Origin of the sequence: Pseudomonas sp. UBA2684 (genome assembly GCA_002354655.1) — a bacterium.
In the GTDB taxonomy this organism is placed as follows: Bacteria; Pseudomonadota; Gammaproteobacteria; order Pseudomonadales; family Pseudomonadaceae; genus Aquipseudomonas.
The window spans coordinates 251,907-275,212 of the sequence record DELY01000003.1; the positions used below are offsets into that span (position 1 = coordinate 251,907).

The 23,306-nt window shown below is 64.8% G+C and carries 16 protein-coding genes; 7 read left to right on the forward strand and 9 right to left on the reverse strand.

Features of this window, described 5'->3' with window-relative positions; genetic code table 11:
• Window positions 1-254: 254 nt before the first annotated feature.
• The 6 genes from accC to B3M58_RS02200 all read right to left on the reverse strand — a co-directional run bounded on the left by accC (window position 255) and on the right by B3M58_RS02200 (window position 8,645).
• Entirely contained in the window at window positions 255-1,604 is a 1,350-nt protein-coding gene (gene accC / locus B3M58_RS02175; protein ID WP_296216916.1) for an acetyl-CoA carboxylase biotin carboxylase subunit, read from the reverse strand.
• A gap of 17 nt (window positions 1,605-1,621) precedes the next feature.
• Window positions 1,622-2,083 (reverse strand): acetyl-CoA carboxylase biotin carboxyl carrier protein, encoded by a 462-nt coding sequence (accB, locus tag B3M58_RS02180; protein WP_296216917.1) that lies wholly within the window; start codon window positions 2,081-2,083, stop codon window positions 1,622-1,624.
• 22 nt (window positions 2,084-2,105) lie between these two features.
• Window positions 2,106-2,549 carry a type II 3-dehydroquinate dehydratase gene (gene aroQ / locus B3M58_RS02185; RefSeq protein ID WP_296216918.1) on the reverse strand — a complete coding sequence of 148 codons (444 nt, stop codon included), beginning with the start codon at window positions 2,547-2,549 and terminating at the stop codon, window positions 2,106-2,108.
• A 169-nt stretch (window positions 2,550-2,718) separates the two neighbouring features.
• The gene (locus B3M58_RS02190; protein ID WP_296216919.1) at window positions 2,719-4,491 is read right to left on the reverse strand and encodes a protein-disulfide reductase DsbD; all 1,773 of its coding nucleotides are present in this window, start codon (window positions 4,489-4,491) and stop codon (window positions 2,719-2,721) included.
• Between the two features lie 150 nt (window positions 4,492-4,641).
• On the reverse strand, window positions 4,642-6,606 hold the full coding sequence (locus tag B3M58_RS02195; RefSeq protein ID WP_296216920.1) for a methyl-accepting chemotaxis protein: 1,965 nt from the start codon (window positions 6,604-6,606) through the stop codon (window positions 4,642-4,644).
• 419 nt (window positions 6,607-7,025) lie between these two features.
• Window positions 7,026-8,645 (reverse strand): PleD family two-component system response regulator, encoded by a 1,620-nt coding sequence (locus tag B3M58_RS02200; protein WP_296216921.1) that lies wholly within the window; start codon window positions 8,643-8,645, stop codon window positions 7,026-7,028.
• A 256-nt stretch (window positions 8,646-8,901) separates the two neighbouring features.
• Between B3M58_RS02200 and B3M58_RS02205 the strand changes: the two genes are divergently transcribed.
• From B3M58_RS02205 to B3M58_RS02225, 5 genes are all read left to right on the forward strand, one after another.
• On the forward strand, window positions 8,902-9,972 hold the full coding sequence (locus B3M58_RS02205) for a DUF2333 family protein (RefSeq protein WP_296216922.1): 1,071 nt from the start codon (window positions 8,902-8,904) through the stop codon (window positions 9,970-9,972).
• Between the two features lie 3 nt (window positions 9,973-9,975).
• Window positions 9,976-10,512, forward strand: a complete 537-nt coding sequence (locus B3M58_RS02210; protein ID WP_296216923.1) for an NUDIX hydrolase — start codon at window positions 9,976-9,978, stop codon at window positions 10,510-10,512.
• Between the two features lie 344 nt (window positions 10,513-10,856).
• The gene (locus tag B3M58_RS02215; protein WP_296216924.1) at window positions 10,857-11,228 is read left to right on the forward strand and encodes a translation initiation factor Sui1; all 372 of its coding nucleotides are present in this window, start codon (window positions 10,857-10,859) and stop codon (window positions 11,226-11,228) included.
• Window positions 11,229-11,512: 284 nt separating this feature from the next.
• Window positions 11,513-13,426 carry an arginine decarboxylase gene (gene speA, locus B3M58_RS02220; RefSeq protein WP_296216925.1) on the forward strand — a complete coding sequence of 638 codons (1,914 nt, stop codon included), beginning with the start codon at window positions 11,513-11,515 and terminating at the stop codon, window positions 13,424-13,426.
• 230 nt (window positions 13,427-13,656) lie between these two features.
• Window positions 13,657-14,547 carry an alpha/beta hydrolase gene (locus B3M58_RS02225; protein WP_296216926.1) on the forward strand — a complete coding sequence of 297 codons (891 nt, stop codon included), beginning with the start codon at window positions 13,657-13,659 and terminating at the stop codon, window positions 14,545-14,547.
• Window positions 14,548-14,609: 62 nt separating this feature from the next.
• Here the strand turns inward: B3M58_RS02225 and B3M58_RS02230 are convergent, their stop codons facing one another.
• Genes B3M58_RS02230 through B3M58_RS02240 form a run of 3 tightly spaced genes read right to left on the reverse strand, consistent with a single transcriptional unit; the run spans window position 14,610 to window position 17,484 of the window.
• Window positions 14,610-15,065: a DUF2214 family protein gene (locus B3M58_RS02230; protein ID WP_296216927.1), complete on the reverse strand. Its 456-nt coding sequence runs from the start codon at window positions 15,063-15,065 to the stop codon at window positions 14,610-14,612.
• Window positions 15,066-15,083: 18 nt separating this feature from the next.
• The gene (locus tag B3M58_RS02235; protein WP_296216928.1) at window positions 15,084-16,127 is read right to left on the reverse strand and encodes a sensor domain-containing diguanylate cyclase; all 1,044 of its coding nucleotides are present in this window, start codon (window positions 16,125-16,127) and stop codon (window positions 15,084-15,086) included.
• Window positions 16,120-17,484 (reverse strand): MATE family efflux transporter, encoded by a 1,365-nt coding sequence (locus B3M58_RS02240; RefSeq protein WP_296216929.1) that lies wholly within the window; start codon window positions 17,482-17,484, stop codon window positions 16,120-16,122. The genes B3M58_RS02235 and B3M58_RS02240 overlap by 8 nt, the downstream gene beginning before the upstream one ends.
• Before the next feature lie 172 nt (window positions 17,485-17,656).
• Between B3M58_RS02240 and B3M58_RS02245 the strand changes: the two genes are divergently transcribed.
• Together B3M58_RS02245 and B3M58_RS02250 are read left to right on the forward strand one after the other, a co-directional pair.
• Entirely contained in the window at window positions 17,657-18,121 is a 465-nt protein-coding gene (locus B3M58_RS02245; RefSeq protein ID WP_296216930.1) for an aminoacyl-tRNA deacylase, read from the forward strand.
• Window positions 18,122-18,274: 153 nt separating this feature from the next.
• Complete coding sequence (locus B3M58_RS02250; protein ID WP_296216931.1) at window positions 18,275-23,185, forward strand: alpha-2-macroglobulin family protein; 4,911 nt, start codon at window positions 18,275-18,277, stop codon at window positions 23,183-23,185.
• Window positions 23,186-23,306: the final 121 nt, after the last annotated feature.

A 23,306-nucleotide genomic window follows, 5' to 3' on the forward strand; every position in this document is an offset into this window, starting at 1 on the left:
GACGCTGCAAATTGGCGCGCAGCTTACTTGAAGCGGTGGTGCCGCTGCCACCGCTTGCGGTCGGCAGAAACGACAAGGGCCGCCGAATGGCAGCCCTTGTTGAGCATTTCAGTCATGACCTCGCGAGCTAGAGCGAGACAAGGCGAAAACGGTCAAGGAAGCGGAGTTTACGTCTGTAAATGAGCATTCCGAGGCCGCTTTTAACGCCCCCTTTCTTTTATCGAGAGGGGCCGACGCGCAGCAGGTCATGGGGCTTAGTGCTTATCCATACCCAGTTTTTTCTCCAGGTAATGGATATTCACGCCGCCTTTGCAGAAGCCTTTGTCACGAACCAGCATGCGGTGCAGCGGCACGTTGGTCTTGATGCCGTCGACCACGATCTCGTCCAGGGCGTTGCGCATACGGGCCATGGCCTCGTCGCGGGTGGCACCGTAGGTGATGATCTTGCCGATCAGCGAGTCGTAGTGCGGTGGCACGCTGTAGCCGCTGTACAGGTGGGAATCCATCCGTACGCCGTTGCCGCCCGGGGCGTGGAAGTGTTTGACCTTGCCGGGGCAGGGCATGAAGTTGTCCGGGTCTTCGGCGTTGATCCGGCATTCCAGCGAATGGCCGCGAATCACCACGTCACTCTGCTTGAACGACAGCTTGTTGCCAGCGGCGATGCTGAGCATCTCCTTGACGATGTCGATGCCAGTGACCATTTCCGATACCGGATGCTCCACCTGCACGCGGGTGTTCATCTCGATAAAGTAGAAGCGACCGTCTTCGTAGAGGAACTCGAAGGTGCCGGCACCGCGGTAGCCGATCTCGATGCAGGCATCGACGCAGCGTTGCAGCACTTCGGCGCGGGCTTTTTCATCGATGCCCGGGGCTGGCGCTTCTTCTAGGACCTTTTGGTGGCGGCGTTGCAGCGAGCAGTCGCGGTCACCCAGGTGGATGGCGTTGCCCTGGCCGTCGGAGATGACCTGGACTTCCACGTGGCGTGGATTGCCGAGGAACTTCTCCAGGTAGACCATCGGGTTGCCGAACACCGAACCGGCTTCGCTGCGGGTCAGCTTGGCCGATTTGATCAGGTCTTCTTCCTTGTACACCACGCGCATGCCGCGACCACCGCCGCCGCCAGCGGCCTTGATGATCACTGGGTAGCCAACGTCGCGAGCAATCTGCAGGGCGGTCTCTTCGTCTTCCGGCAGCGGGCCGTCGGAGCCAGGTACTACCGGTACGCCGGCGCGCTTCATGGCGTCCTTGGCCGACACCTTGTCGCCCATCAGGCGGATGGTCTCGGCTTTCGGGCCGATAAAGGCGAAGCCGGAGTTTTCCACCTGCTCGGCGAAGTCGGCGTTTTCCGCAAGGAAGCCGTAGCCGGGGTGAATCGCGGTGGCGCCGGTGACTTCAGCGGCGCTGATGATCGCCGGAATATTCAGGTAGGACAGCGCGCCAGAGGCCGGGCCAATGCACACCGACTCGTCGGCCAGGCCCAGGTGCATCAACTCGCGGTCGGCGGTGGAATGCACCGCGACGGTCTTGATGCCCAGCTCTTTACAGGCGCGCAAGACGCGCAGGGCGATCTCGCCGCGGTTGGCGATCAGAACTTTTTCCAACATCGCAGGCTCTCCGCGGGTCAAACGATGGTGAAAAGAGGTTGATCGTATTCCACCGGCTGGCCGTTCTCGCCCAGGATGGATTCGATCACGCCGCTGGTCTCGGCCTCGATGTGGTTCATCATCTTCATCGCTTCGACGATGCAGAGGATGTCGCCTTTCTTGACGGCGGTCCCCACTTCAACGAAGTTGCTCGAAGTTGGGCCGGAAGCGCGGTAGAAGGTGCCGACCATCGGCGAACGCACCACGGTGCCGTTCAGCTTGGCGGCAGCCGGGGCGGATGCCTCAGCGGTGACCGGTGCAGCGGCCACCGGAGCGGCGGCTGGCGCAGGAGCCGGCGCATACATCGGCTGTTGCATAAAGGCCGGCTGTTTGCTGTGGCGGCTGATGCGTACGGATTCTTCGCCTTCGCGAATTTCCAGTTCGTCGATGCCGGACTCTTCCAGCAACTCGATCAGTTTTTTGACTTTACGAATATCCATAGGTGTTCAACTCCCAGTGAGGTCAGGGCCGTTCAAGTTGTTCGAGTGCAGCCTCCAGGGCCAGCCGATAACCGCTGGCGCCAAGGCCGCAGATCACCCCTACCGCAACATCGGAAAAGTAGGAGTGATGGCGGAAAGCTTCGCGCTTGTGCACGTTGGACAGGTGCACTTCGATGAATGGGATGCTCACCGCCAGCAATGCGTCACGTAATGCGACGCTGGTGTGGGTAAATGCGGCGGGATTGATCAGGATAAAGTCGACACCTTCGCCTTTTGCGGCGTGAATGCGCTCGATCAATTCGTACTCGGCATTGCTCTGTAGATAGAGCAGATGATGGCCGGCGTCACGGGCGCGGCGCTCCAAATCGAGATTGATCTGTTCCAGGGTGGTGGCGCCATAGACGCCCGGTTCACGGGTGCCCAGCAGATTGAGGTTGGGGCCGTGCAGCACCAGTAAAGTGGCCATGATCCGGTATTCCTTGTTTTTTGCGCTGTGCAGGACTATGCCGGATACGGCTAAAGACTGTCCAGTTGTCGGCAATAGTCGACACGATGCCAGCTGTTTGCGGCAAATATATGAAAAAGAATCAAACGACTGACTGAAAATCGTGCGCGTGAAAGCGCGCGCCGAGCGCTCAGAAACGCTCGCGTGCCTGGCTCAGACGATGCGCAAAGGTTGCTGCATCGACCTCACCTACGACACGCAAATCCCGCCATTCGTCACCCTTTTTATCGAACAACAGGATCGCCGGCGGGCCGAACAGTTGGTAGCGGTCGAGCAGTGCGCGCTGGGCGGCGTTGCTGTCGGTCATGTCGAAGCGCACCAACTGATAGTCGCCCAGCTGGCTAACGACTTCGGCGGCGCTGAGCACTTCGCGTTCGATCACTTTGCAACTGATGCACCAGTCGGCGTACCAGTCGAGCAGCAGCGGTTGGCCATTGCGTTGCGCCGCGGCGAACGCGCTGTGCAATTCGGCGGAGGTGCTGATGGTCTGCCAACTGCCCGGCGCGACCTGACTGCTTGCCGTGCCGGCCAGTGGCAGGCGACCGAGTGGGCGCAATGGGTCGTCCTGGCCCTGCAAGGCGCCGGTCCAGGCGGCCAGGGCATACACCAGCAGCGCCAGGCCGGCGAGCTGGGCGAGTTTTTCCTTCGATGTTTTGCTGCCGAACTCCAGGGCGCCGAGGAACAGCGCCACGCCGGCGGCCAGCAAGCCCCACAACGCCAGGGCCAGAGTCCCCGGCAGCACGCGCTCGAGCAGCCAGATCGAGACCGCCAAGAGCATCACGCCGAAGGCATTGCGCACCGCGACCATCCAGTCGCCGGACTTGGGCAGCAGCGCGCCGCCGCCGGCACCAAAAATCACCAGAGGCGTGCCCATGCCCAGGCCCAGGGCGAACAGTTGCAGACCGCCGCCGAGGGCGTCGCCGGTGCTGCTGATGTACAGCAGCAGGGCGGTCAGCGGTGCGGTGACGCACGGCGAGACGATCAGGCTGGAAAGCACGCCGAGACTCGCTGCGCCAGCAATCGAGCCGCCCTGGGTGTGGCTGGCCTTGCGGTCGAGGCGCTCGCGGATGAAGGCCGGTAGGCGCAGCTCGAAGGCGCCGAACATGGCCAGGGCAAACAGACTGAAGAACAGTGCGAAGGGCACCAGCACCCAGGGCGATTGCAGCATCGCTTGCAGGTTCAGGCTGGCGCCGAACAGACCCATCAGCGCGCCGAGGGCGGCGTAGCAGGCCGCCATTGGCAGCACATAGGCCAGCGACAGCACCAGGCCACGTTTATTGCTGGGACGGCCACGCAGCACCACGCCGGAGAGGATCGGCAGCATCGGCAAGACGCACGGGGTGAAGGTCAGGCCCAGGCCGGCGAGGAAGAACAAGGCCAGGTCGCCCCAGCTCCAACTGGCGGCCGCGGCGCCGGCAGCGCTGGCGTTGCTCGCCGCGCCGCCGCCGATCTTCAGCTGTTCGGTTTCCGGCGGGTAGCACAGGCCCTTGTCGGCGCAGCCCTGGTAGGTGACGTTCAAATTGAACGGACGGTTGTCTGGGTTGTTCAGCGGTAGCTCGACATCCAGTACGCCGTAATACACTTCGACATCGCCGAAGTACTCATCCGTCTTCGCCTCGCCAGGCGGTAGCTTGGCGGCGCCGAGGCCGATATCCGCCGGTTCGCTGCTGAATGTGAAGCGGTGCTGGTACAGGTAATACCCCGGCGCGGCGACAAAGCGCAGGGTGATCGAGTCCGCTGTGCTGGCCAGCAGATTCAGCTTGAAGGCTTCGCGCACCGGCAAGAAATCGGCGCTGTTGTTCAGTGCGGCGCCCAATGGCGCGGCAGTGGGGCGGCTGTCGAACAGGCCGGCGCTGGCGGGCAGGGCGAGCAGCAGCAGGATCAGGCTGATTAAACGGCGCATGGGCGTCTCGTGCGGCGGGAATGCCGGCATCATAGCGGAGCGGTGGGGCTCAACGCATGGGCGAGGCTGTAAGCGGTTTTGTCGCGCCGCCGAACGGCGGCGCGGCCTGCCGCCGAGTGCGGCATAACGCCGCGCGGTCGGGCGTGGCGGTTACAGGCGGAAGGCCTGCACCGCGGTGTGCAACTGGCCGCCCAGGTGCAGCAGTTGTTCACCCTGGTGGCGGCCCTCGCCGATGCGCACCAGGTTGTCGCCGCCCAGTTGGTGGATGCGCTCGCTATGGCCGCGAATTTCACTGACCGCGCCACTCTGCTGGGCCGTGGCCTCGGCGATGCGTTCGGCGACACTGGCGATGGTGCGGATCGCCGCGACGATTTCGTCGAGCGCGCCGTCGGCGGCTTCGGCCTGGCTGGCGGTGGTTTCGGCGTGTTCGACCTGGGCGCGCATGGCACTCACCGATTGCCGTGCGGCGAGCTGCAAGCGCCCGATCAGCTCTTGAATCTCGGCGGTGGCGCCGCTGGTGCGTTGCGATAAAGAGCGCACTTCGTCGGCGACCACGGCAAAGCCACGGCCCATCTCGCCCGCGCGCGCGGCCTCGATGGCGGCGTTGAGGGCCAGCAGGTTGGTTTGCTCGGCGATCCCGCGGATCACCGTTAGCACATTGCCGATGGTGGTGGTTTCCTCGGCCAGGCGCTCGATGGCCTGGGCGTTGCCTTGTACCTCGTCGACCAGGGCGTGCAGCCCGGTCAGGCTTTGCCCGATCACGTGCTGGCCCTGCTCCAGGGCGCGGTCGGCGTCGCGGCTGGCATCGGCGGCATGGCTGGCGTCGCCGGCGACCTGCTGGATAGTGGCTTCCAGTTCGCCAAGCGCATCGCGGATCTGCGCGGTATCGCCGGCCTGGCGTTCGGCGCCGGCATGCAGGCCGCCGCTGAGGTCGGCGAGGGTGCGGCTGGAGCCGGCGACCTGTTCGGCATGCAGGCGAATGGTGCCGACCAGGTCGACCAGGTAAGCGCGTAGGCGGTTCAGCGAGTCTTCGATATCGCGCAGCTCGCGGGTGCGTGAGCCGAGCCGGACATCGTCGCCGAAGTCGCCGGCGGCCCAGGCCGACAAGGCCGGCACCAGATGGTTGAGAACGCGGGTCAGGCGCCGTTGCAGGGTGTCGATGATCAGCGCGATCAGCAGGATCAGGCCGATCATCAGGCCTTGCAGCAGCCGCACTTCGCCTTGAATCCGTCCGTGTTCGCTGCGCACCGCCGGCTCCAGTGCGGCCAGCGCCTGGTGCACGCGCTCGACCTGCGCTGCGGTGGCCTGAGCCAGTTCGCTGCGCTGTTCGATCAGCGCGCGTGTACGTGCCAGTTCCGCCGGGTAGCGGCTGACCAGGCTGGCGAAGTCGCGCTTGAGGGCGATGCCGCGGTCTTCTGCCTGGGTGCTGGCGCTGTCGCTGTCCAGGCCCAGCATTGAGGCGAACGCAGCGCTGCCAGAGTTGCTCTGCGTTTCCACGCCCAGCAGCGGCAGAGCACCCAGCGCCTGCGCCTGGCGCTCAATCGCGAGCAGCTCGCGCTCGACGTCGGCGGCCAATTCGCTGCGGCCGCTGCTGACCAGTTTGTCGCGTGCATGGGCCAGGCGGATCAGGTGCTGCGCGGCGTTGAACAGCGGCTGGCGGTAGTCGGTCGCGGCGGGCGTGGTGGCGCTGTCGGCGTATTGCGCGAGTTGCTCCAGCGCGTCGGCCATTTCCCGTTCGGCCTGTAGCAGCAAACCCTGTGGATCGCCCGCCAGTTTGCCGGCAGCGAGCAGCTGGTTGGTGCTGAACGCATGCAGTTCGGCGAGGCTGGGGCGCAGGTTGTCGGCCAGTGTCGGGGGCAGTTCGGCGAGTGCCAGTTCCAGGCTGGCGAGGGCCTGCATGGCGGCGCTGTGGCGCAATGCGTCGCCGCTGCCCAGGTAGCCCTGGATATTGCGGGCGACGTCCTGCTGAAACTGCTGCGACAGGCTCATGTAACGCTCCATCAGCAGATAGGGGCGCTCCAGGGCGCGTTGCGACCACCACAGCGTAGCGCCCAGGGCGATGCACACGGTGACCAGGAGCAGGGTGTTGAGGTTGGTAAGTGACTTCAGGCGCATAGGGCTCGACCGACGACGGAACGCTGCCGACTGCGCCCGGCAATGCCCGGACACAATCGCTATGTCGCTGAAGTTATTGCGTTTTCATGACAGGGTTATGACGACGTGCGCGGTGTCACAGTTTTTCGTGGGCGATGTCCCCGTTATGTGTTGAACCGTGGGGGCGGCTAGGCGGTGCCTGGAGCTCGGTAATGCGTAGGGTGGGTTAGGCGCATGACCACGGACTAGCGGCGGCTGCATTGTCCATTGCGCCGTAACCCAGCAGAGGGGGCGATTAGCGCTGGGTGGGTTACGTGGCGCCCCCATTGCGCAGTCGCTTTGCCAGCCCGCCTCAGCGCCACTAAGCCACCCTACAGAATCTGCGCAACCGTTAACGGGTACATAGCTTTTCGTGGGTCAACCACGGAGGGGTTTGGGCGTCATTCGCTGCGGAACAGCTCGACCCGGTTGCGGCCGCCATGTTTGGCTGCGTACAGCGCTTCGTCGGCGTGCTTGGACAGGGTTTTGCTGTCCATGTCGCCGTGCAACTGGGCGATGCCGCCGCTGAAGGTGCAGGACAGGTCCTGCGGTTGCGCGGGGTAGTGGATTTCGGCGAAGCGCCGGCGAATTTCGTCGAGCACCTGGTAGGCCGCTTCGGCGTTGGTGTTGGGCAGCACCACGGCGAACTCCTCGCCGCCATAACGACCAATGTGATCGCTCTTGCGCAGGCGCTGTTTGAGGAACAGCGCCAGGCTCTTGATCACCCGGTCGCCCATGGGGTGGCCGTAGTTGTCGTTGACCTTCTTGAAGAAGTCGATATCGAGCATGGCGAAGCTCAACGGCTGGCCGTCGCGCTGGGCACGGTAGTGCGCATCATCGAGCAATTGCAGGGTATGGGTGTGGTTGTACAGGCCGGTCAGGCTGTCGCGCACCATGCGCGCCTTGAGGTTGCGCGCGCGGGCGGCGCGGTTGCGCACGGTGGCGATCAGGTGACGTGGCTTGATCGGCTTGGTGAGGAAGTCGTCACCGCCTTCGCTCATGGCGTCGAGTTGCTTGTCGAGGTCGTCTTCGGCGGACAGGTAGATGATCGGCACGCTGACATAGCGGTCGTTGTGGCGGATCACCTTGGCCAATTCGGTGCCGTTGCAGTCCGGCATGTACATGTCGAGGATGATCAGGTCGGGCTGGAACTCGGCCAGCTCGGCCATCGCCTGGATCGGCTCGATCAGCATGCGGGTGACGATCCCGGCGCTGTTGAGCACGCGCTCGGTGTGTGTGGCCTGGGCCCGCGAGTCGTCGACAATCAGCACTTTATAAGGCTCGTACTGCGCCACGTGGGTCAGTACTTCGATGCGTTCGAGCAGGCTGGAGGCATCCAGCGTGCCGGTGAAAAACTCTTGGCCGCCAGCGCGTACCGCCGCCAGACGGGTGGGGGTGTCGGTGTCGTCGTGACTGAAGAACAGCAGCGGGATTTTTTCTTCCAAGCCTTGCTGCACTGCTTCGGCCAACTGCAGGCCACAGCCGGGGCCGGAGAAGTCCACTTCCATGAGAATCGCCGCTGGATGGCGTTCGAGCATCGCCGCGCGAAAGGCGTTGGCGGTGTCCAGCGGTTGCGCGGTCATGCCGAAGAATTCCAGCTGTTGCGCCAGGCGCTCGGCGCGTTCGAGGTGTTGCAGGGCCAGGTACACCGGCTTGCGCAGTGGCGGCAGCACGGTCTGTTCGAAGCGATCGCCGTGGCGCAGGCCGGTGCGCGACAGGCGCTGCATCAGCAGGTTGAGTTCGCTGATCAGCTCGCTGTTGAGGCGGCCGCGATTTTCGGCCACGGCCTGTAGGCAATTGCCGATGCTCTGCGCCAACTGGCTGTGCTCGTCTTGCTCGAAGCGCTCGGCATAGCGTTGCAGCAGCAGCGCGGCATCACGCAGCTCATGCATACCGCTGTCGTTCCATTCGTTGCGCTGCAGCCGTTGCCAGACCTCCAGCACTTGCCGCGCCTGGTGGATCACCCGCTGGGCAAAGTGTTGCTTGAGTCGGTCGTGGCTGTGATCTTCGTGCTCGGTCATGGCCTGGATTCGGTGTGGGGTGGCGGAGAGAGCGGCCTGGGTGGTGGCTCTATGCTACCACCGGCGAATCGGTACGCCAGTACCGCCGATCCATTGGCGTCGGCCTTCTGTCTATCGCCAGGCGCCGCGCCGACAGTTAGTTTGCCCGCCGGCGCTGCGCATCGGCCCGCGCTTCACTTATAGTGCAAGACCGTTGCGCAACCCTGGTTCAGGGTTGTGGTCGAACAACCGAATGCCACAAGTGAAGGACATTGCCATGCTGGATTGGAAGAATCGCGCTACTGGCGTGCGCGACAGCGTCGATGATTCAGTCGACAACGTGCGCAGCTATATGGGGGGCGGTTGGGTCAGCCGGGTTATCGGCGGCCTGCTGGGTATCTACTTGCTGCTGGCGCTGGTGGTTGGCTGGTACTGGAGCCAGGAGCCGGAGCTGTTCTCGGTGCAGCAGCGTGCCGAAGCCTCGGCGCAAAGCGCCCAGCGCAAGCTGGTCAATGGTTACACCACGGTGGAAACCCTCAAGCAGGTGGCCGGCACCCTGATGGACAAGCCGGGCGGTTACCTGTCCAACGACCTCGCCCCGCCGGGGCTGTGGCTGGACAACATGCCGAGCTGGGAATACGGCGTGCTGGTGCAGGTCCGCGACTTGTCGCGCGCCCTGCGCAAGGATTTCGCCCGTTCGCAGTCGCAGTCCACCGAAGACGCCGATCTGGCCAAGGCCGAGCCGCGCTTCAACTTCGACAACAAGAGCTGGGCGTTGCCGGCATCCGAAGCGGAATACCGCGAAGGCATCAAGTCGCTCGACCGTTACCTGGCGCGCTTGGCCGACCCGAGCCAGCCGAATGCGCAGTTCTACACCCGCGCCGACAACCTGAATAACTGGTTTGGCGATGTCGCCACCCGCTTGGGTTCGCTGTCGCAGCGGCTGTCTGCAAGTGTTGGTCAGGTGCGCCTGAACAACGAGGTGAAAGACCCGGCGCTGCTGGCGGACGGCGAAGTGCCGGACGTCATTGAAGGCAGTTACGAGACGCCATGGATGCAGATCGACAACGTGTTCTACGAAGCCCGTGGTCAGGCGTGGGCGTTGTCGCATTTGTTGCGTGCCATCGAAGTGGATTTCGCCGACGTGCTGGCGAAGAAGAACGCCACGATCAGCGTGCGCCAGATCATTCGTGAGCTGGAGGCTGCCCAGGAAACCCTGTGGAGCCCGATGATTCTCAATGGCAGCGGCTATGGCCTGTTGGCCAACCACTCGCTGGTGATGGCCAACTACATTTCGCGGGCCAACGCGGCGGTCATCGATCTGCGCACCCTGCTATCGCAAGGTTGATCGGTGGCCTGGTCTGAGGCCGAGGTGGCGCACCGCGCCGCCTCCGATGCTGAGCGTATCGCCTGGGTCGATGAACAGGATCGACCCCTGGGCGGCATTACGCGCAGCGAGTTGCGCGAGCGCCGGCTGCTTGGGCGCGGCACTTATATCCTGCTGTTCAACAGCGCCGGCCTGCTCTGCGTGCATCGCCGTACGCTAAGTAAGGCGCTGTATCCCGGTTATTGGGACGTGGCCGCCGGCGGCATGGTGCTGGACGGCGAGAGCTACGCCGAGTCCGCCGCCCGCGAACTGGCCGAAGAACTGGGGATCGAGGATGCGCCGCTGATCGAGCATGCGCATTTTCTCTACGACGCGCCGGAAAGCCGCCTGTGGTGCATGGCCTACTCGGCGGTGTCCGATGCGCCGCTGCGCTTGCAGCCGGAGGAAGTGCTGGAAGCGCGCTTTATCTCTATCGATGAGGCGCTGGCCGAGACCCAGCATCTGCCGTATTGCCCCGACTCGTTGGCAGCCTTGCAGCGTTATCTGGCGGCCAGAGCGTAGGATGGGTGGAGCGTAGCGATACCCATGCAGTTTTGACGTTTTCTGAAACGCTGAGTTGATGGGTTGCGCCTGCGGCTAACCCATCCTACGCCTCGCCGTTACTGGCTTTGTGCAGGATAGTTGGACGTTTTGTTCGGCATCCCGCATAGCGTCGCCAATCCGCCGATTAATGGCGCATTTTTACACTTAGCAGCTGCGGTTTTTGCCGTTACACTGCGCCGCCTTCAAGCCCGGCGTTACATCGTTCGGGTGCGCTGCCCCTGCCAGAGTGGGGCTTCGCGGTCGATACCATAAACGGTGCTCAGTCGACCAGTCGCTATCCTGACCCCTTCGAGGACCAACCGGTGGTCAAGAAAGCTTCCTCATTTGCCGCGCTCAGCGGCCTGGTGTATTCCACCGACAGCGGCCGGCATTGTCCGGACTGCAGTCAGCCGGTGGACGCCTGCATCTGCAAACAGACCCAGATCCCCGAAGGTGATGGCATCGCCCGCGTGCGCCGTGAGACCAAAGGTCGCGGCGGCAAGACGGTGACCAGCATCAGCGGCGTGCCCCTGGCCGAAGAGCCCCTGAAAGACCTCGCCAGCGTGCTGAAAAAACGCTGTGGCTGCGGTGGCTCGCTCAAGGACGGGGTGATCGAGATCCAGGGCGATCACGTCGAGTTGCTGATTGCCGAGCTGATCAGGCACGGCTTCAAAGCCAAGAAGTCCGGCGGCTGATCCAGCCTTTTCTAAACTTACTCGGCTAAGGGGGCTGCTGTCGTTTCATCGCGACCGCGCCGGAGCCTGTTTTAGCGCGAGGCCAGGCACGAGACACGAAGTTTGGTATTCCAAATGAGTGTCGAGAAACGCAGTATCGCGCTAAAACAGGCCCGGCCCTGCGGGTTGCGCGGAAACGGCAGCAGCCCCCTGGGGGTCACAGCTGAGCAATCGTCATTTCCAGACTTTAATCTGTATCTGCCTTGGCATTGCCAGGGCCTCTATCGCCAGCAAGGGAGACATCGATGTCTGCACGACGCACACGCAAAGATGACGGCAGCCAGTGGACAGTGGCCGACAGCCGTAGCGTCTACGGGATTCGCCATTGGGGCGCGGGTTACTTCGCGATCAGTGACAGCGGCCGTGTCGAGGTGCGCCCGAACGGCCCGCAGAGCAAGCCGATCGATCTCTACGCCCAGGTCGAAGAGTTGCGTTCCAGCGGCCTCAGCCTGCCGCTGCTGGTGCGTTTCCCGGACATCCTGCAAGACCGCGTGCGTCAGCTCACCGGAGCCTTCGATGCGAATATCGCCCGGCTCGAATACCAGAGTAAGTACACCGCGCTGTACCCGATCAAGGTCAACCAGCAGGAAGCGGTGGTGGAAAACATCATCGCCACGCAGAACGTCTCCATCGGCCTGGAAGCCGGCTCCAAGCCGGAGCTGATGGCCGTGCTGGCGCTGGCGCCGAAGGGCGGCACCATCGTCTGCAACGGCTATAAAGACCGCGAATTTATCAAGCTGGCGCTGATGGGGCAGAAGCTCGGTCACAACGTGTTTATCGTGATCGAGAAGGAATCCGAGGTGCAGCTGGTGATCGAGGAGGCGGCCGAACTCAAGGTCGCCCCGCAGATCGGCCTGCGCGTGCGCCTGTCGTCCCTGGCCTCGAGCAAGTGGGCCGACACCGGCGGCGAGAAGTCCAAGTTCGGCCTGTCGGCGGCGCAGCTGCTGTCGGTGGTCGAGCGTTTCCGCGCGGCCAAGCTGGACCAGGGCATCCGCCTGCTGCACTTCCATATGGGCTCGCAGATCGCCAACCTGTCCGACTACCAGCACGGCTTCAAGGAAGCCATCCGCTATTACGGCGAGCTGCGTGGACTCGGCCTGCCGGTCGACCATATTGACGTCGGCGGCGGCCTGGGGGTGGACTACGACGGTACCCACTCGCGCAACGCCAGCTCGATCAACTACGACATGGACGACTACGCCGGCGTGGTAGTCGGCATGCTCAAAGAGTTCTGCGATGCCCAGGAGCTGCCGCACCCGCACATCTTCTCGGAAAGCGGCCGCTCGCTGACCGCGCACCACGCCATGCTGGTGGTGCAGGTCACCGATGTGGAGAAACACAACGACGAAATCCCGCCGATCGAGGACGTCACCAGCCTGCCGGAAACCGTGCGCTACCTGGTCGAGCTGCTCGGCCCGACCGATATCGAGATGGTCACCGAGACTTACTGGCGCGCCACCCACTATATGAGCGACGTGGCTACTCAGTACGCTGATGGCAAACTTAGCCTGACCGAGAAGGCCCTGGCCGAGCAGTGCTACTTCGCCGTGTGCCGGCGCCTGCACAACTCGCTCAAAGCCCGTCAGCGCTCGCACCGTCAGGTGCTGGATGAGCTCAACGACAAGCTGGCCGACAAGTACATCTGCAACTTCTCGGTGTTCCAGAGCCTGCCGGACACCTGGGCCATCGGCCAGGTGCTGCCGATTCTGCCGCTCAACCGCCTCGATGAAGAGCCGCTGCGCCGTGCTGTACTGCAGGATCTGACCTGTGACTCCGACGGCAAGATCCGCCAGTACGTCGACGAGCAGAGCATCGAGACCAGCCTGCCGGTGCACGAAGTGCGCGAGGGTGAGGACTACCTGCTGGGGATCTTCCTGGTCGGTGCCTACCAGGAAATTCTCGGCGACATGCACAACCTGTTCGGTGACACCGACTCGGTGAACATCTACCAGAACGCCGACGGCAGCGTGTACCACGCCGGTATCGAGACCCACGACACCATCGAGGACATGCTGCGCTACGTGCACCTGTCGCCGGAGGAGTTGATGAACCACTACCGCGACAAGGTCGCCAGCGCCAAGATCAGCCCGCGCGAACGCACCCAGTTCCTCGACGCGCTGCGTCTGGGTCTGACTCGCTCGTCGTACCTGTCGTCCTGATCGAGCAGGTGCTGTGGGAGCGACCTTGGCCGCGAAGCGGGTATGCCTGATCGCGGGCAAGCCCGCTCCTACAACATGGCTGCGTAGTCCGTAGCGCGGATTAACGCCGCGCGCGGCCGTGAAGTTCTCGGCGTGGCGATTGCGCCGGCCTTCGTTGCGCTCTTCTAGGGTCGCCCCAGGGCATCGATTCATTCGGACGGCGCCAATCGCCGCGGGTAAAGGAGGCTTGCATGCGTACGACATGGCGACTGGCGTTGCTGCTGGTGTTGTCAGGTGCGTTGCTGGCCTGTTCGCCAGTGGGCATCCTCAATGCACTGACTCCCGAAAGTGCTTACCGCAAAACGGCCGATGTGGTGTTTGGCGACGATCCCCGCCAGCGCCTCGATGTCTATACCCCGCGTGACCTGCAAACGGCCGCGCCGGTGGTGGTGTTCTTCTATGGCGGCAGTTGGAACAGCGGCGCCCGTGCGGATTATCAGTTCGTCGGCGAGGCCCTGGCCTCGAAAGGCTTGGTTGCGGTCATCGCCGATTACCGCCTGTACCCACAGGTGCGTTACCCGGCGTTCCTTCAGGATGGCGCCCAGGCCGTGGCTTGGACCACGCGTGAGATTCGGCGCTATGGCGGTGATCCGGCGCAGCTGTTCGTCATGGGCCACAGCGCCGGTGCTTACAATGCCGCGATGCTCGCCCTCGATCCGCGTCTGCTGGGCGCTGTCGCGTTGAGCCCGCAGGCCTTGCGCGGGTGGATTGGCCTGGCGGGCCCTTATGACTTCCTGCCGATCGTCAACCCAAGCGTCCGTCCGGTGTTTTTCTACCCGAATTCACCGGCCGATTCGCAGCCGATCAACCATGTCAGCGCCGCCGCGCCACCGGCGTTATTGCTGGCCGCCGAGGACGACGACCTGGTCAACCCGCAACGCAACAGCGGCGGGCTGGCGAACAAGCTGCGCGCCGTCGGTGTGTCGGTCGAGGAACACTACTACGGGCGCACCAATCACCTGACCCTGGTTGCCAGCCTGGCGCGCCCGCTGCGTGGCTTGGCGCCAGTGCTCGATGAGGTCGAGCGGTTCGTGCGTTCGGATGGCGGACGCACGCCATGGCGAGCGCCCGGCGATCGCTAGCCGCGCTTGAGCGGCCGTTGCAAATCTACCTAGGTTGCCGATTTGGCGTTAAACACGGCCGGTTAACTGCTCACGCCAAACCCGCGGGCCATCAGGGCCGCCAGTAAGGGTATGAGCAGCAGCAACAGCAGCTCCAGGCGGATGATCATGATCACCAACTGGCCCTGGCGTGCGCTGATCTGCGGCGCGTGGCCGGCGTTCAGGGTATTGCGCCAGTTGAGGAACACCACGGTTGGCAGGATCGACAGCAGGCCAACCAGGACGAACAGCCCGAGCTTGGCGTGGAACAGGCTGTTGTGCAGGTAGTACGTCAGCCCTTTACCGAACCAGATCACCCGTGTGGCGCCGCTGAACAGCACCAGGCCGGCGCTCAGGCCGTAGGCGATGTCGATACGGATCAGGCTGCGTGCGCGGTCCAGGTCCAGCGGCAACTTGAACAGGCGATGTTCCAGGCTGAGCAGGGCGAACAGCAGGAAGATCGACAGGTAATGCAGGTACGCGGCAATCGCTTCGGCCATGGGGCTGCCTTTCTGGGTCTAGTTATCCGCCTGCTCGCGGGCGTACTCCACGCGGTTGCGGCCGCCGCGTTTGGCTTGGTACAGCGCCTGATCGGCACGCTCCAGGGCGGCCTCCAGATCCTCATCGGCCTCAGCAATGGCGCAACCGATGCTGATGGTCAGGTTGAGGTGCATGTCGCCGATAGCCATCGGCGTACTGCCGATGGCCGCCCGGATGCGTTCGGCAATCTGTATCAGCTCCTGGCGGTCATGCACTTGCGTGAGCACGACGAATTCCTCGCCGCCGCTGCGCGTCACCACATCCTGCGGGCGCACCGCTGCGGCAATACGCCGGGCGCTTTCCCAGAGCGCCTGGTCGCCGGCGCCATGGCCGTGGGTGTCGTTCACTGGCTTGAAGTGATCGAGGTCGCAGAACAGCAAGCCCAGGTGGCGGCTCTGTTCGCGCGCCAGGCGTTGCTCGCGTGGCAGGAAGTGATTGAGGCCGGCGCGATTCCATAATTGGGTCAGCGGGTCGAGCATGGTTTTACGCTGTTCGCGGCTGAGGGCGGCGCGCAGTTGTTCGGTCTGCTGGCTGACTTGACGCAGTTTGAGGTAGCCCTCGACCAGCGTGGCCATGTCCTTCAGCTGGCGCACTTGTACGGCGCTCAGGCGTTTGGGCTCGGGGTGCAGCAGGCACAGGGTGCCGAGTGCTTGGCCGTCCTGGGCAAATAGCGGTTGCCCGGCGTAGAAACGCAGAAAGGGATTGTTGATCACCACCGGGTTGTTGCAGAAGCGCAGGTCGGCATGGGTGTCTTCGACGATAAACATTTCGCTGCCGAGGATCGCGTGGCCGCAGAACGACACCGAACGCGGCGTCTCCGCGATTTCCAGCCCCAGGCGGGCCTTGAACCATTGACGGTCGCGGTCGATCAGGCTGACCAACACGGTCTTTACCTCGAACAGCTCGCGCACCACCCGTACCAGAGTATCCAGATACGGGTCGGCTGGCGTGTCGAGTAACTCCTGGTCATCCAGCACCTGTTGGCGCAGTACTTCGTTGCCGGGTAACTCGGGGCTAAGCATGCGCGGCTCCTTGGGTGGGGGCGCCGAACCACCGGTCGTGGCGGGTCAGGCAGTAAGCATAGACGGCCAAACTGAGGCCTCGCAGCAACATGAACGCGAGAAAGGCCAGCCACAGGCCGTGGTTGCCAAACTCCCGCAGCCAGAGGGCTAGCGGCAAGCTCAAGGCCACCGCCAGGAGCATGGCGTTGCGCATCTCGCGGGCGCGGGTGGCGCCGATAAACAGGCCGTCGAGCAGGTAGCTGCAGACCGCGACCAGCGGTAGCAGTGCCAGGTACGGCAGGTAATCGAGCGCCGTGGCCCGGACGCTGGCGATGTTGGTTTGCAGCTGGATGAACCAGTGCCCGGCAAGCAGGAAGAACAGCGCGAAGCCGAGGCTGGCGAGCAGCGACCAGCCACCGGCGACGATCAAGCTGCGCCGCAAGGCATTGCGGTCCCGCGCGCCGAGGGCGTGGCCGCACAACGCTTCGACCGCATGGGCGAGGCCATCGAGGGCGTAGGCGGTGAGCAGCAGGCCGTTGAGCAGCAAGGCATTGGCCGCCACCGTGGCATCGCCCAGGCGTGTGCCCTGCACGGTGATCAGGAAGAACACCAGTTGTAGCGCCAGGGTGCGGATAAAGATGTCGCGGTTCACCGCCAGCAGCGGTCGCCAGTTCAGCCAGCGGCGCAGCGCCGGCCAGTCGAGCTGGCCGGCATAACCGCGCAACGCCCGGCGTGCCAGCCACAGGCCGAGCAGCGCGCCGCTCCATTCGGCGATCACCGAGGCCCAGGCGGCGCCGGCCACGCCCCAGTGCAGGCCGAAGACGAAGAGCACATCGAGCAGCACATTCAGCAGGTTGGTGGTCAGCAGTATTGCCAGCGGCCCGCGGGCGTTCTGCGTGCCGAGCAACCAGCCGATCAACGCATAGCTGGTGAGTACCGCCGGCAGGCCGAACAGGCGGATCTGAAAGTAGCTGCGGGCCAGGGCGTCGAGTTCGGCCGAGGGTTGCATCAGGCGCAATGCCGCGGCGCTGAACGGTAGCGCCAAGCACATCAAGGCGCCCGCCAGCAGCCCGCCGAGCAACAGGCCTTGCAGCAATACCTGGCGCAAGGCGCCGCCATCCTCGCGCCCGGCTGCCTGGGCGGCGAACCCGGTGGTGCCCATGCGCAGAAAGCCCACGGCCCAGGTCAGCAGGGTATATAGGCTGCCGCCGACCGCCACCGCCGCCAACTGGTGAGCGTGCGGCAGATGGCCGACCACTGCGCTGTCGACCAGCGCCACCAAGGGCACCGACAGGTTGGACAGAATCATCGGCGCAGCCAGTGCCCATACCCGCTTGTGGGTGGGCGCGTGCTGCCAGGCATCGAGCAGTGCGGGCATGGGGCCTCCGGGAAAGCGCCGATTATAGGCGTCGCGCGGCGACGATAGTGCATTTACGACTATGCCGGGCGCGCCATAGCAGCAAGGGTTTCTGCGCTGCACCCTCGGCGGCATGGCGCGCTGACTAAACTGTACGCAGGGGCCGCGTGGTGTGCGGTCGAGGAGGTGGATCATGCGTATGGCACAAACTCTGGAGCGCAGCCTGCAACGGGCGCACAGTCAATTCACCCTGGTCGAGCATGCGCCATCGGCGACCAGCCTGGAGTCGGCGCGCAAGGCCGGCATCGCCGCCTCGCGCATGGCCAAGTCGGTGATCCTCGACGACCGCCGCGGACACTACTTGATGGCCGTGTTGCCGGCCAACCGCCAGTTGGACCTGAGCAAGGTGCGCAAAGGCCCGTGGCGCTGGCAATTGAGCAGCGAACAGAGCCTGGTCGGTCTGTTCAAGGACTGCGAGCGCGGCGCGGTGCCGGCACTCGGCGAAGTGTACGGCCTGCCCATGCTGATCGACCCGATGCTGGCCCGTCAGCAGGACATTTACCTGGAGGCCGGCGATCACGAAAACCTGCTGCACATGCAGGTCGACGAGTTTTTCCGCCTGGCGCCGAATGCCGAAGTCTGTGAGCTCTGCCACTGAGTCGAAAAGCGCTGAGCGCTGCGTGTGGCGCGCCTGACGAACAGGGTGTTCAGGGGTGTGCGCTGCTCGCGGCTTTTGCCGTGCCGTGCTCGTCGTTAGCAGGTCGCTCAACTATAGTGTCTGGCTTGTGCACCGCCATTTTTGGAGCCCGCAATGCCGAACAAAGGACTGCTTCTGGCACTTGCCCTGAGCCTGCTCAGCGCCTGTGATTCCTCCAACGAGCCGGCACAGGTGACGAGCACACCGTCGGCTCCGCTCGCCACGCCGCAGGCACCGAAACCGCAGGTCGACCGGGCTGCTTTGGTCGAGCGTTATGCCGGGCGTGAACTGAGTGTGGTGGATGTCTCCGAGGTGCAACTGGAGGGTGCCAGTAGCCTGTCCGTGAGTCTGTCCGTACCGCTGGACCCGGAGCAGAATTTCGCCGAGCGCCTGCACCTGGTCGACAGTAAAAGCGGCAAGGTCGACGGCGCCTGGGAGCTGGCCGACAACCTGATGGAGCTGCGCCTGCGCCACCTGGAGCCACGGCGCAAGTTGGTGCTGACCGTGGATGCCGGGTTGCAAGCGCTAAGCGGCACGCGCCTGGCCGCCGAGCACGTCACGCGCGTGGAAACCCGCGACCTGCAAGCCAGCGTCGGCTTCGCCAGCCGTGGCTCGCTGTTGCCGACGCGGCTGGCCGAAGGCCTGCCGGTGATCGCGCTGAACGTCGATCGTGTCAACGTCGAGTTCTTCCGCATCAAACCGCAGGCGCTGCCGAGTTTTCTCAGCCAGTGGGGGCGCAGCAGCAACCTGGATACCTGGGAAGCGCAGTCGCTGTTGCCGATGGCCGAACTGGTCTACGGCGGCCGTTTCGACCTCAACCCGGCGCGCAACACGCGGGAAACCCTGCTGCTGCCGATTGCCGGCCTGGATCCGTTCAAGCAGCCCGGCGTGTACCTGGCGGTGATGCGCGCCGCCGGCAGCTATAGCTATTCGCAGCCGGCGACGCTGTTCACCCTCAGCGACATCGGCTTGTCCGCGCACCGTTACCAGAATCGCCTGGACGTGTTCACCCAGGCCCTGGCCGGCGGCAAGGCGCTGGCCGAGGTCGAGTTGGAGCTGCTGGACGACAAGGGGCAACTGTTGGCCGAGGGCCGGACCGACGCTGCCGGGCATGCCGAGTTGCCGCTGCCGGCCAAGGCCGAGGTGCTGCTGGCGCGTCAGGGCGAGCAGACCAGCGTGTTGCGCCTGGGCGGGCCGGCGCTGGACCTGGCCGAGTTCGACATCGCCGGGCCGCAGGTGCACCCCCTGCAATTCTTCGTGTTCGGCCCGCGCGACCTCTATCGCCCAGGCGAAACCGTGTTGCTCAACGCGCTGCTGCGCGATACCGACGGCCGCGCGGTGAAGGCGCAGCCGGTGAACGTCGAAGTGCGCCGGCCGGACGAGCAGGTCAGCCGCAAGTTCGTCTGGCAGGCCGATGCTTCCGGCCTCTACCAGTATCAGCTGCAACTGGCCGAGGAGGCACCGACCGGGCGTTGGCAGTTGCTCTTCGACCTCGGCGACGGCAAGCCGCAGCTCTACGAATTCTCCGTCGAGGACTTCCTGCCCGAGCGTCTGGCGCTGGAGTTGAAAGGCCGCGACACACCGTTCAAGCCCAGCGAAGACCCGCGCTTCGAGGTGACGGGGCGTTACCTGTATGGCGCGCCGGCCGCTGGCAACCGCCTCAGCGGTCAGCTGTATGTGCGGCCGCTACGCGAAGCGGTGGCGAGTTTGCCGGGGTATCAATTCGGCTCGGTCACCGAGGAGGAACTGGAGCAGGACATCGAGCTGGATGAAACCAGCCTGGATGCCGAAGGCAAAACCACCCTGGCCATCGACAGCCGCTGGGCCGAGGTCAAGTCGCCGTTGCGCCTGATAGTGCAAGCTAGCTTGCAGGAATCCGGCGGCCGGCCGATCACCCGGCGCATCGTCCAGCCGGTGTGGCCGGCCGAGCGCCTGCCGGGCGTGCGCGGGCTGTTCGAGGGTGAGGAGGTCGATGCCGACAGCCTGGCCGAGTTCGAGGTGCTGGTGGCCGATGCCGCCGGCAACAAGCTGGCCGCCGAGCAATTGAGCGTGCGCCTGATTCGCGAGCGCCGCGACTACTACTGGAACTTCTCCGAGAGCGATGGCTGGAGCCACAACTACAACGAGAAATACCTGACCCTCAGCGAGCAGACCCTCAGCGTCGCCAGCGGCGGCACGGCGAAGGTCAGCTTCCCGGTGGAGTGGGGGCCGTACCGCGTCGAGGTGATCGATGCGCAGACCGGGCTGCTCAGCAGCCTGCGTTTCTGGGCCGGTTACCGCTGGCAGGACAACGCCGACGGCGGTGCGGTGCGCCCGGACCAGGTCAAGCTGGCGCTGGACAAACCGGCCTACGCCGATGGCGACACGGCCAAAGTCACGGTCACCCCGCCGGCGGCCGGCAACGGTTATCTGCTGGTGGAGTCCAGCGAGGGCCCGCTGTGGTGGCAGGAGATCGCGGTGCCGGCTGCGGGTAAGACCTTCGACATCCCGATTGCCAAGGACTGGGCGCGGCATGACCTGTATATCAGCGCCCTGGTGATTCGTCCCGGCGAGCGCAAGAGCAATGCCACGCCCAAACGAGCGGTGGGCCTGCTGCATCTGCCGCTGGAACGTGCGCCGCGCAAGCTAGCGCTGACCCTGACCGCTGCGGAAAAGATGCGCCCCAAGCAGCCACTCAAGGTCAAGGTGCAGGCGCGCCATGCCGATGGCAGCGTGCCGCGGCAGGTCCAGGTGCTGGTCGCTGCGGTGGATGTCGGTATCCTCAATATCACCGAGTACGCCACGCCGAACCCCTTCGCTAACTTCTTCGGACGCAAGGCCTACGGCGCCGACCACCTGGATATCTACGGCCAGTTGATCGAAGCCGGCCAGGGCCGTGTGGCCAAGCTGGTCTTCGGTGGCGATGCCGCGTTGGCGGCCGGCGGCAAGCGCCCGGACACCAGCGTGTTGATCGTCGCGCTGCAAAGCCAGCCGCTGGCGCTGAACGAGCAGGGCGAGGGCGAAGTCAGCCTGGACATTCCCGACTTCAACGGCGAGCTGCGCCTGATGGCGCAGGCCTGGACCGATGAGCGTTACGGCATGGCCGAGGGCAAGACGGTCGTCGCCGCGCCGCTCATCGCCGAGTTGTCGGCGCCGCGCTTTTTGGCCGGCGGCGATGAAACCACCTTGGCCCTGGACCTGAGCAACCTCTCCGGTGCCGCGCAGACGCTGGAGGTGCAACTGCGCGCCGAGGGGCAACTCAGCCTGACGCAAAATACCGACGCGGCGCTGGCGCCGATCAGTCTGGCCGCTGGCGAGCGCCGCATTCTGCGCATTCCGGTGCGTGCCCTCGGCGGTTATGGCCAGGGGCGCATCAGCGTTACCGTTGGCGGTCTGCAGCTGCCCGGCGAGACGCTGCCGCCGTTCAGCCGCGAATGGACGCTGGGCATTCGTCCGGCTTATCCGGCGCAGTTGCAGCATTTCCGCGCGGTACTCAAAGGCGACACCTGGAGCCTGCCGGACGGCGCCTTGCAGGCCTTCGAGCCGGCCGGGCTGGAAGCGCGCCTGGCGATCTCCAGCCGGCCGCCGCTGAACCTCGGCGAGCAGGTGCGGGCGCTCAAGGCCTATCCCTATGGCTGCCTGGAGCAAACCACCAGCGGCCTCTATCCATCCCTGTATACCGATGCTGCCGCGCTGAAGAAGCTTGGGCTGCAAGGCGAGCCGGACGAGCAGCGCAAGCGCGCCATCGAACTGGGCATCGAACGCCTGCTGAGCATGCAGCGCTACAACGGCGGCTTCGGCCTGTGGGGCGCCGACAGCGATGAGGAATACTGGTTGACCGCCTACGTCAGCGACTTCCTTCTGCGTGCCCGCGAGCAGGGCTTCGGGGTGCCGGCCGAGGCGCTGAAAAAGGCCAATGAGCGGCTGATGCGCTACCTGCAAGAGCGCAACCTGATCGAGGTCAACTACAGCAACAACGCCAACCACAGCCGCTTCGCCGTGCAGGCCTATGCCGGTTACGTGCTGGCGCGCAGCCAACAGGCACCGCTCGGCGCCCTGCGCAGCCTGTACGAACGGCGTGGCGATGCCTTGTCCGGTCTGCCGCTGGTGCACCTGGCGGTGGCTCTGGCGCAGATGGGCGACCAGCCGCGCGCCGACGAGGCCCTGGCCGCCGGCCTGGCGCGCAGTCGCGATGCAGAGCAGTGGCTGGCCGACTACGGCAGCCCGTTGCGCGATCAGGCGCTGATCCTGGCCTTGCTTGAGGAGCACGATCTGGCCGCCGGCAGCCGCGAAGAGCGCCTGTTCGCCTTGGCCGATGAAGTCGCGAGCCAGCAGTGGCTGTCGACCCAGGAGCGCAATTCGTTGTACCTGGCCGGGCGCACCCTGTTGACCAAACCCGAGCCGGATTGGAACGCGGCGCTGCGCAGCGGCAGCTTCGCTTTCACGCTGAGCAACGCCCAGTCCGGCCTCAAGTTGCAAGGCGCCGAACTGGCCGCACCGTTAACGTTGAGCAACGCTGGCGAGGCGCCGCTGTACCAGCAACTGACCCTCTCCGGTTATCCGGCCAAGGCGCCAGCGGCCGGCGGCGAGAACCTGAGCATCTACCGCGAATACCTGGGGATGGACGGCAAGCCGCTGGACCTCGCTGCGCTGACCAGCGGCGAGCTGGTGCTGGTGCACCTGGCCGTGGCGGCCAAGCAGCGGGTGCCGGATGCTCTGGTGGTCGACCTGCTGCCGGCTGGCCTGGAGCTGGAAAACCAGAACCTCGCGCAGAGCGCCGCCAGCCTGGACGACGCCAGCAGTACGGTGAAGGAGTGGCGCCAATCGATGCAGAACGCGGCCATCAAGCACCAGGAATTCCGTGGCGATCGTTACGTCGCGGCGCTGGATGTCAATGGCTACGACACCACCCACCTGCTGTACCTGGCCCGCGCCGTCACCCCCGGCAGCTACCGCGTGCCGCCGCCGCAAGTGGAATCGATGTACCGGCCGAACTGGCAGGCATTGGGCGAAACGCCGGGACGGCTGGTGGTCAAGGAGCGTTAAGCGTGGAGGGGCGCAGCGCTCGCGGCTAAAGACTGAGCGCCTGGCCATCGAGCGGTGATCCTCGCCCCAGGTGGGCGGGGCTCAGCCGCGCGTTGTTACAGCCCGATTGCCGGTAAACCTT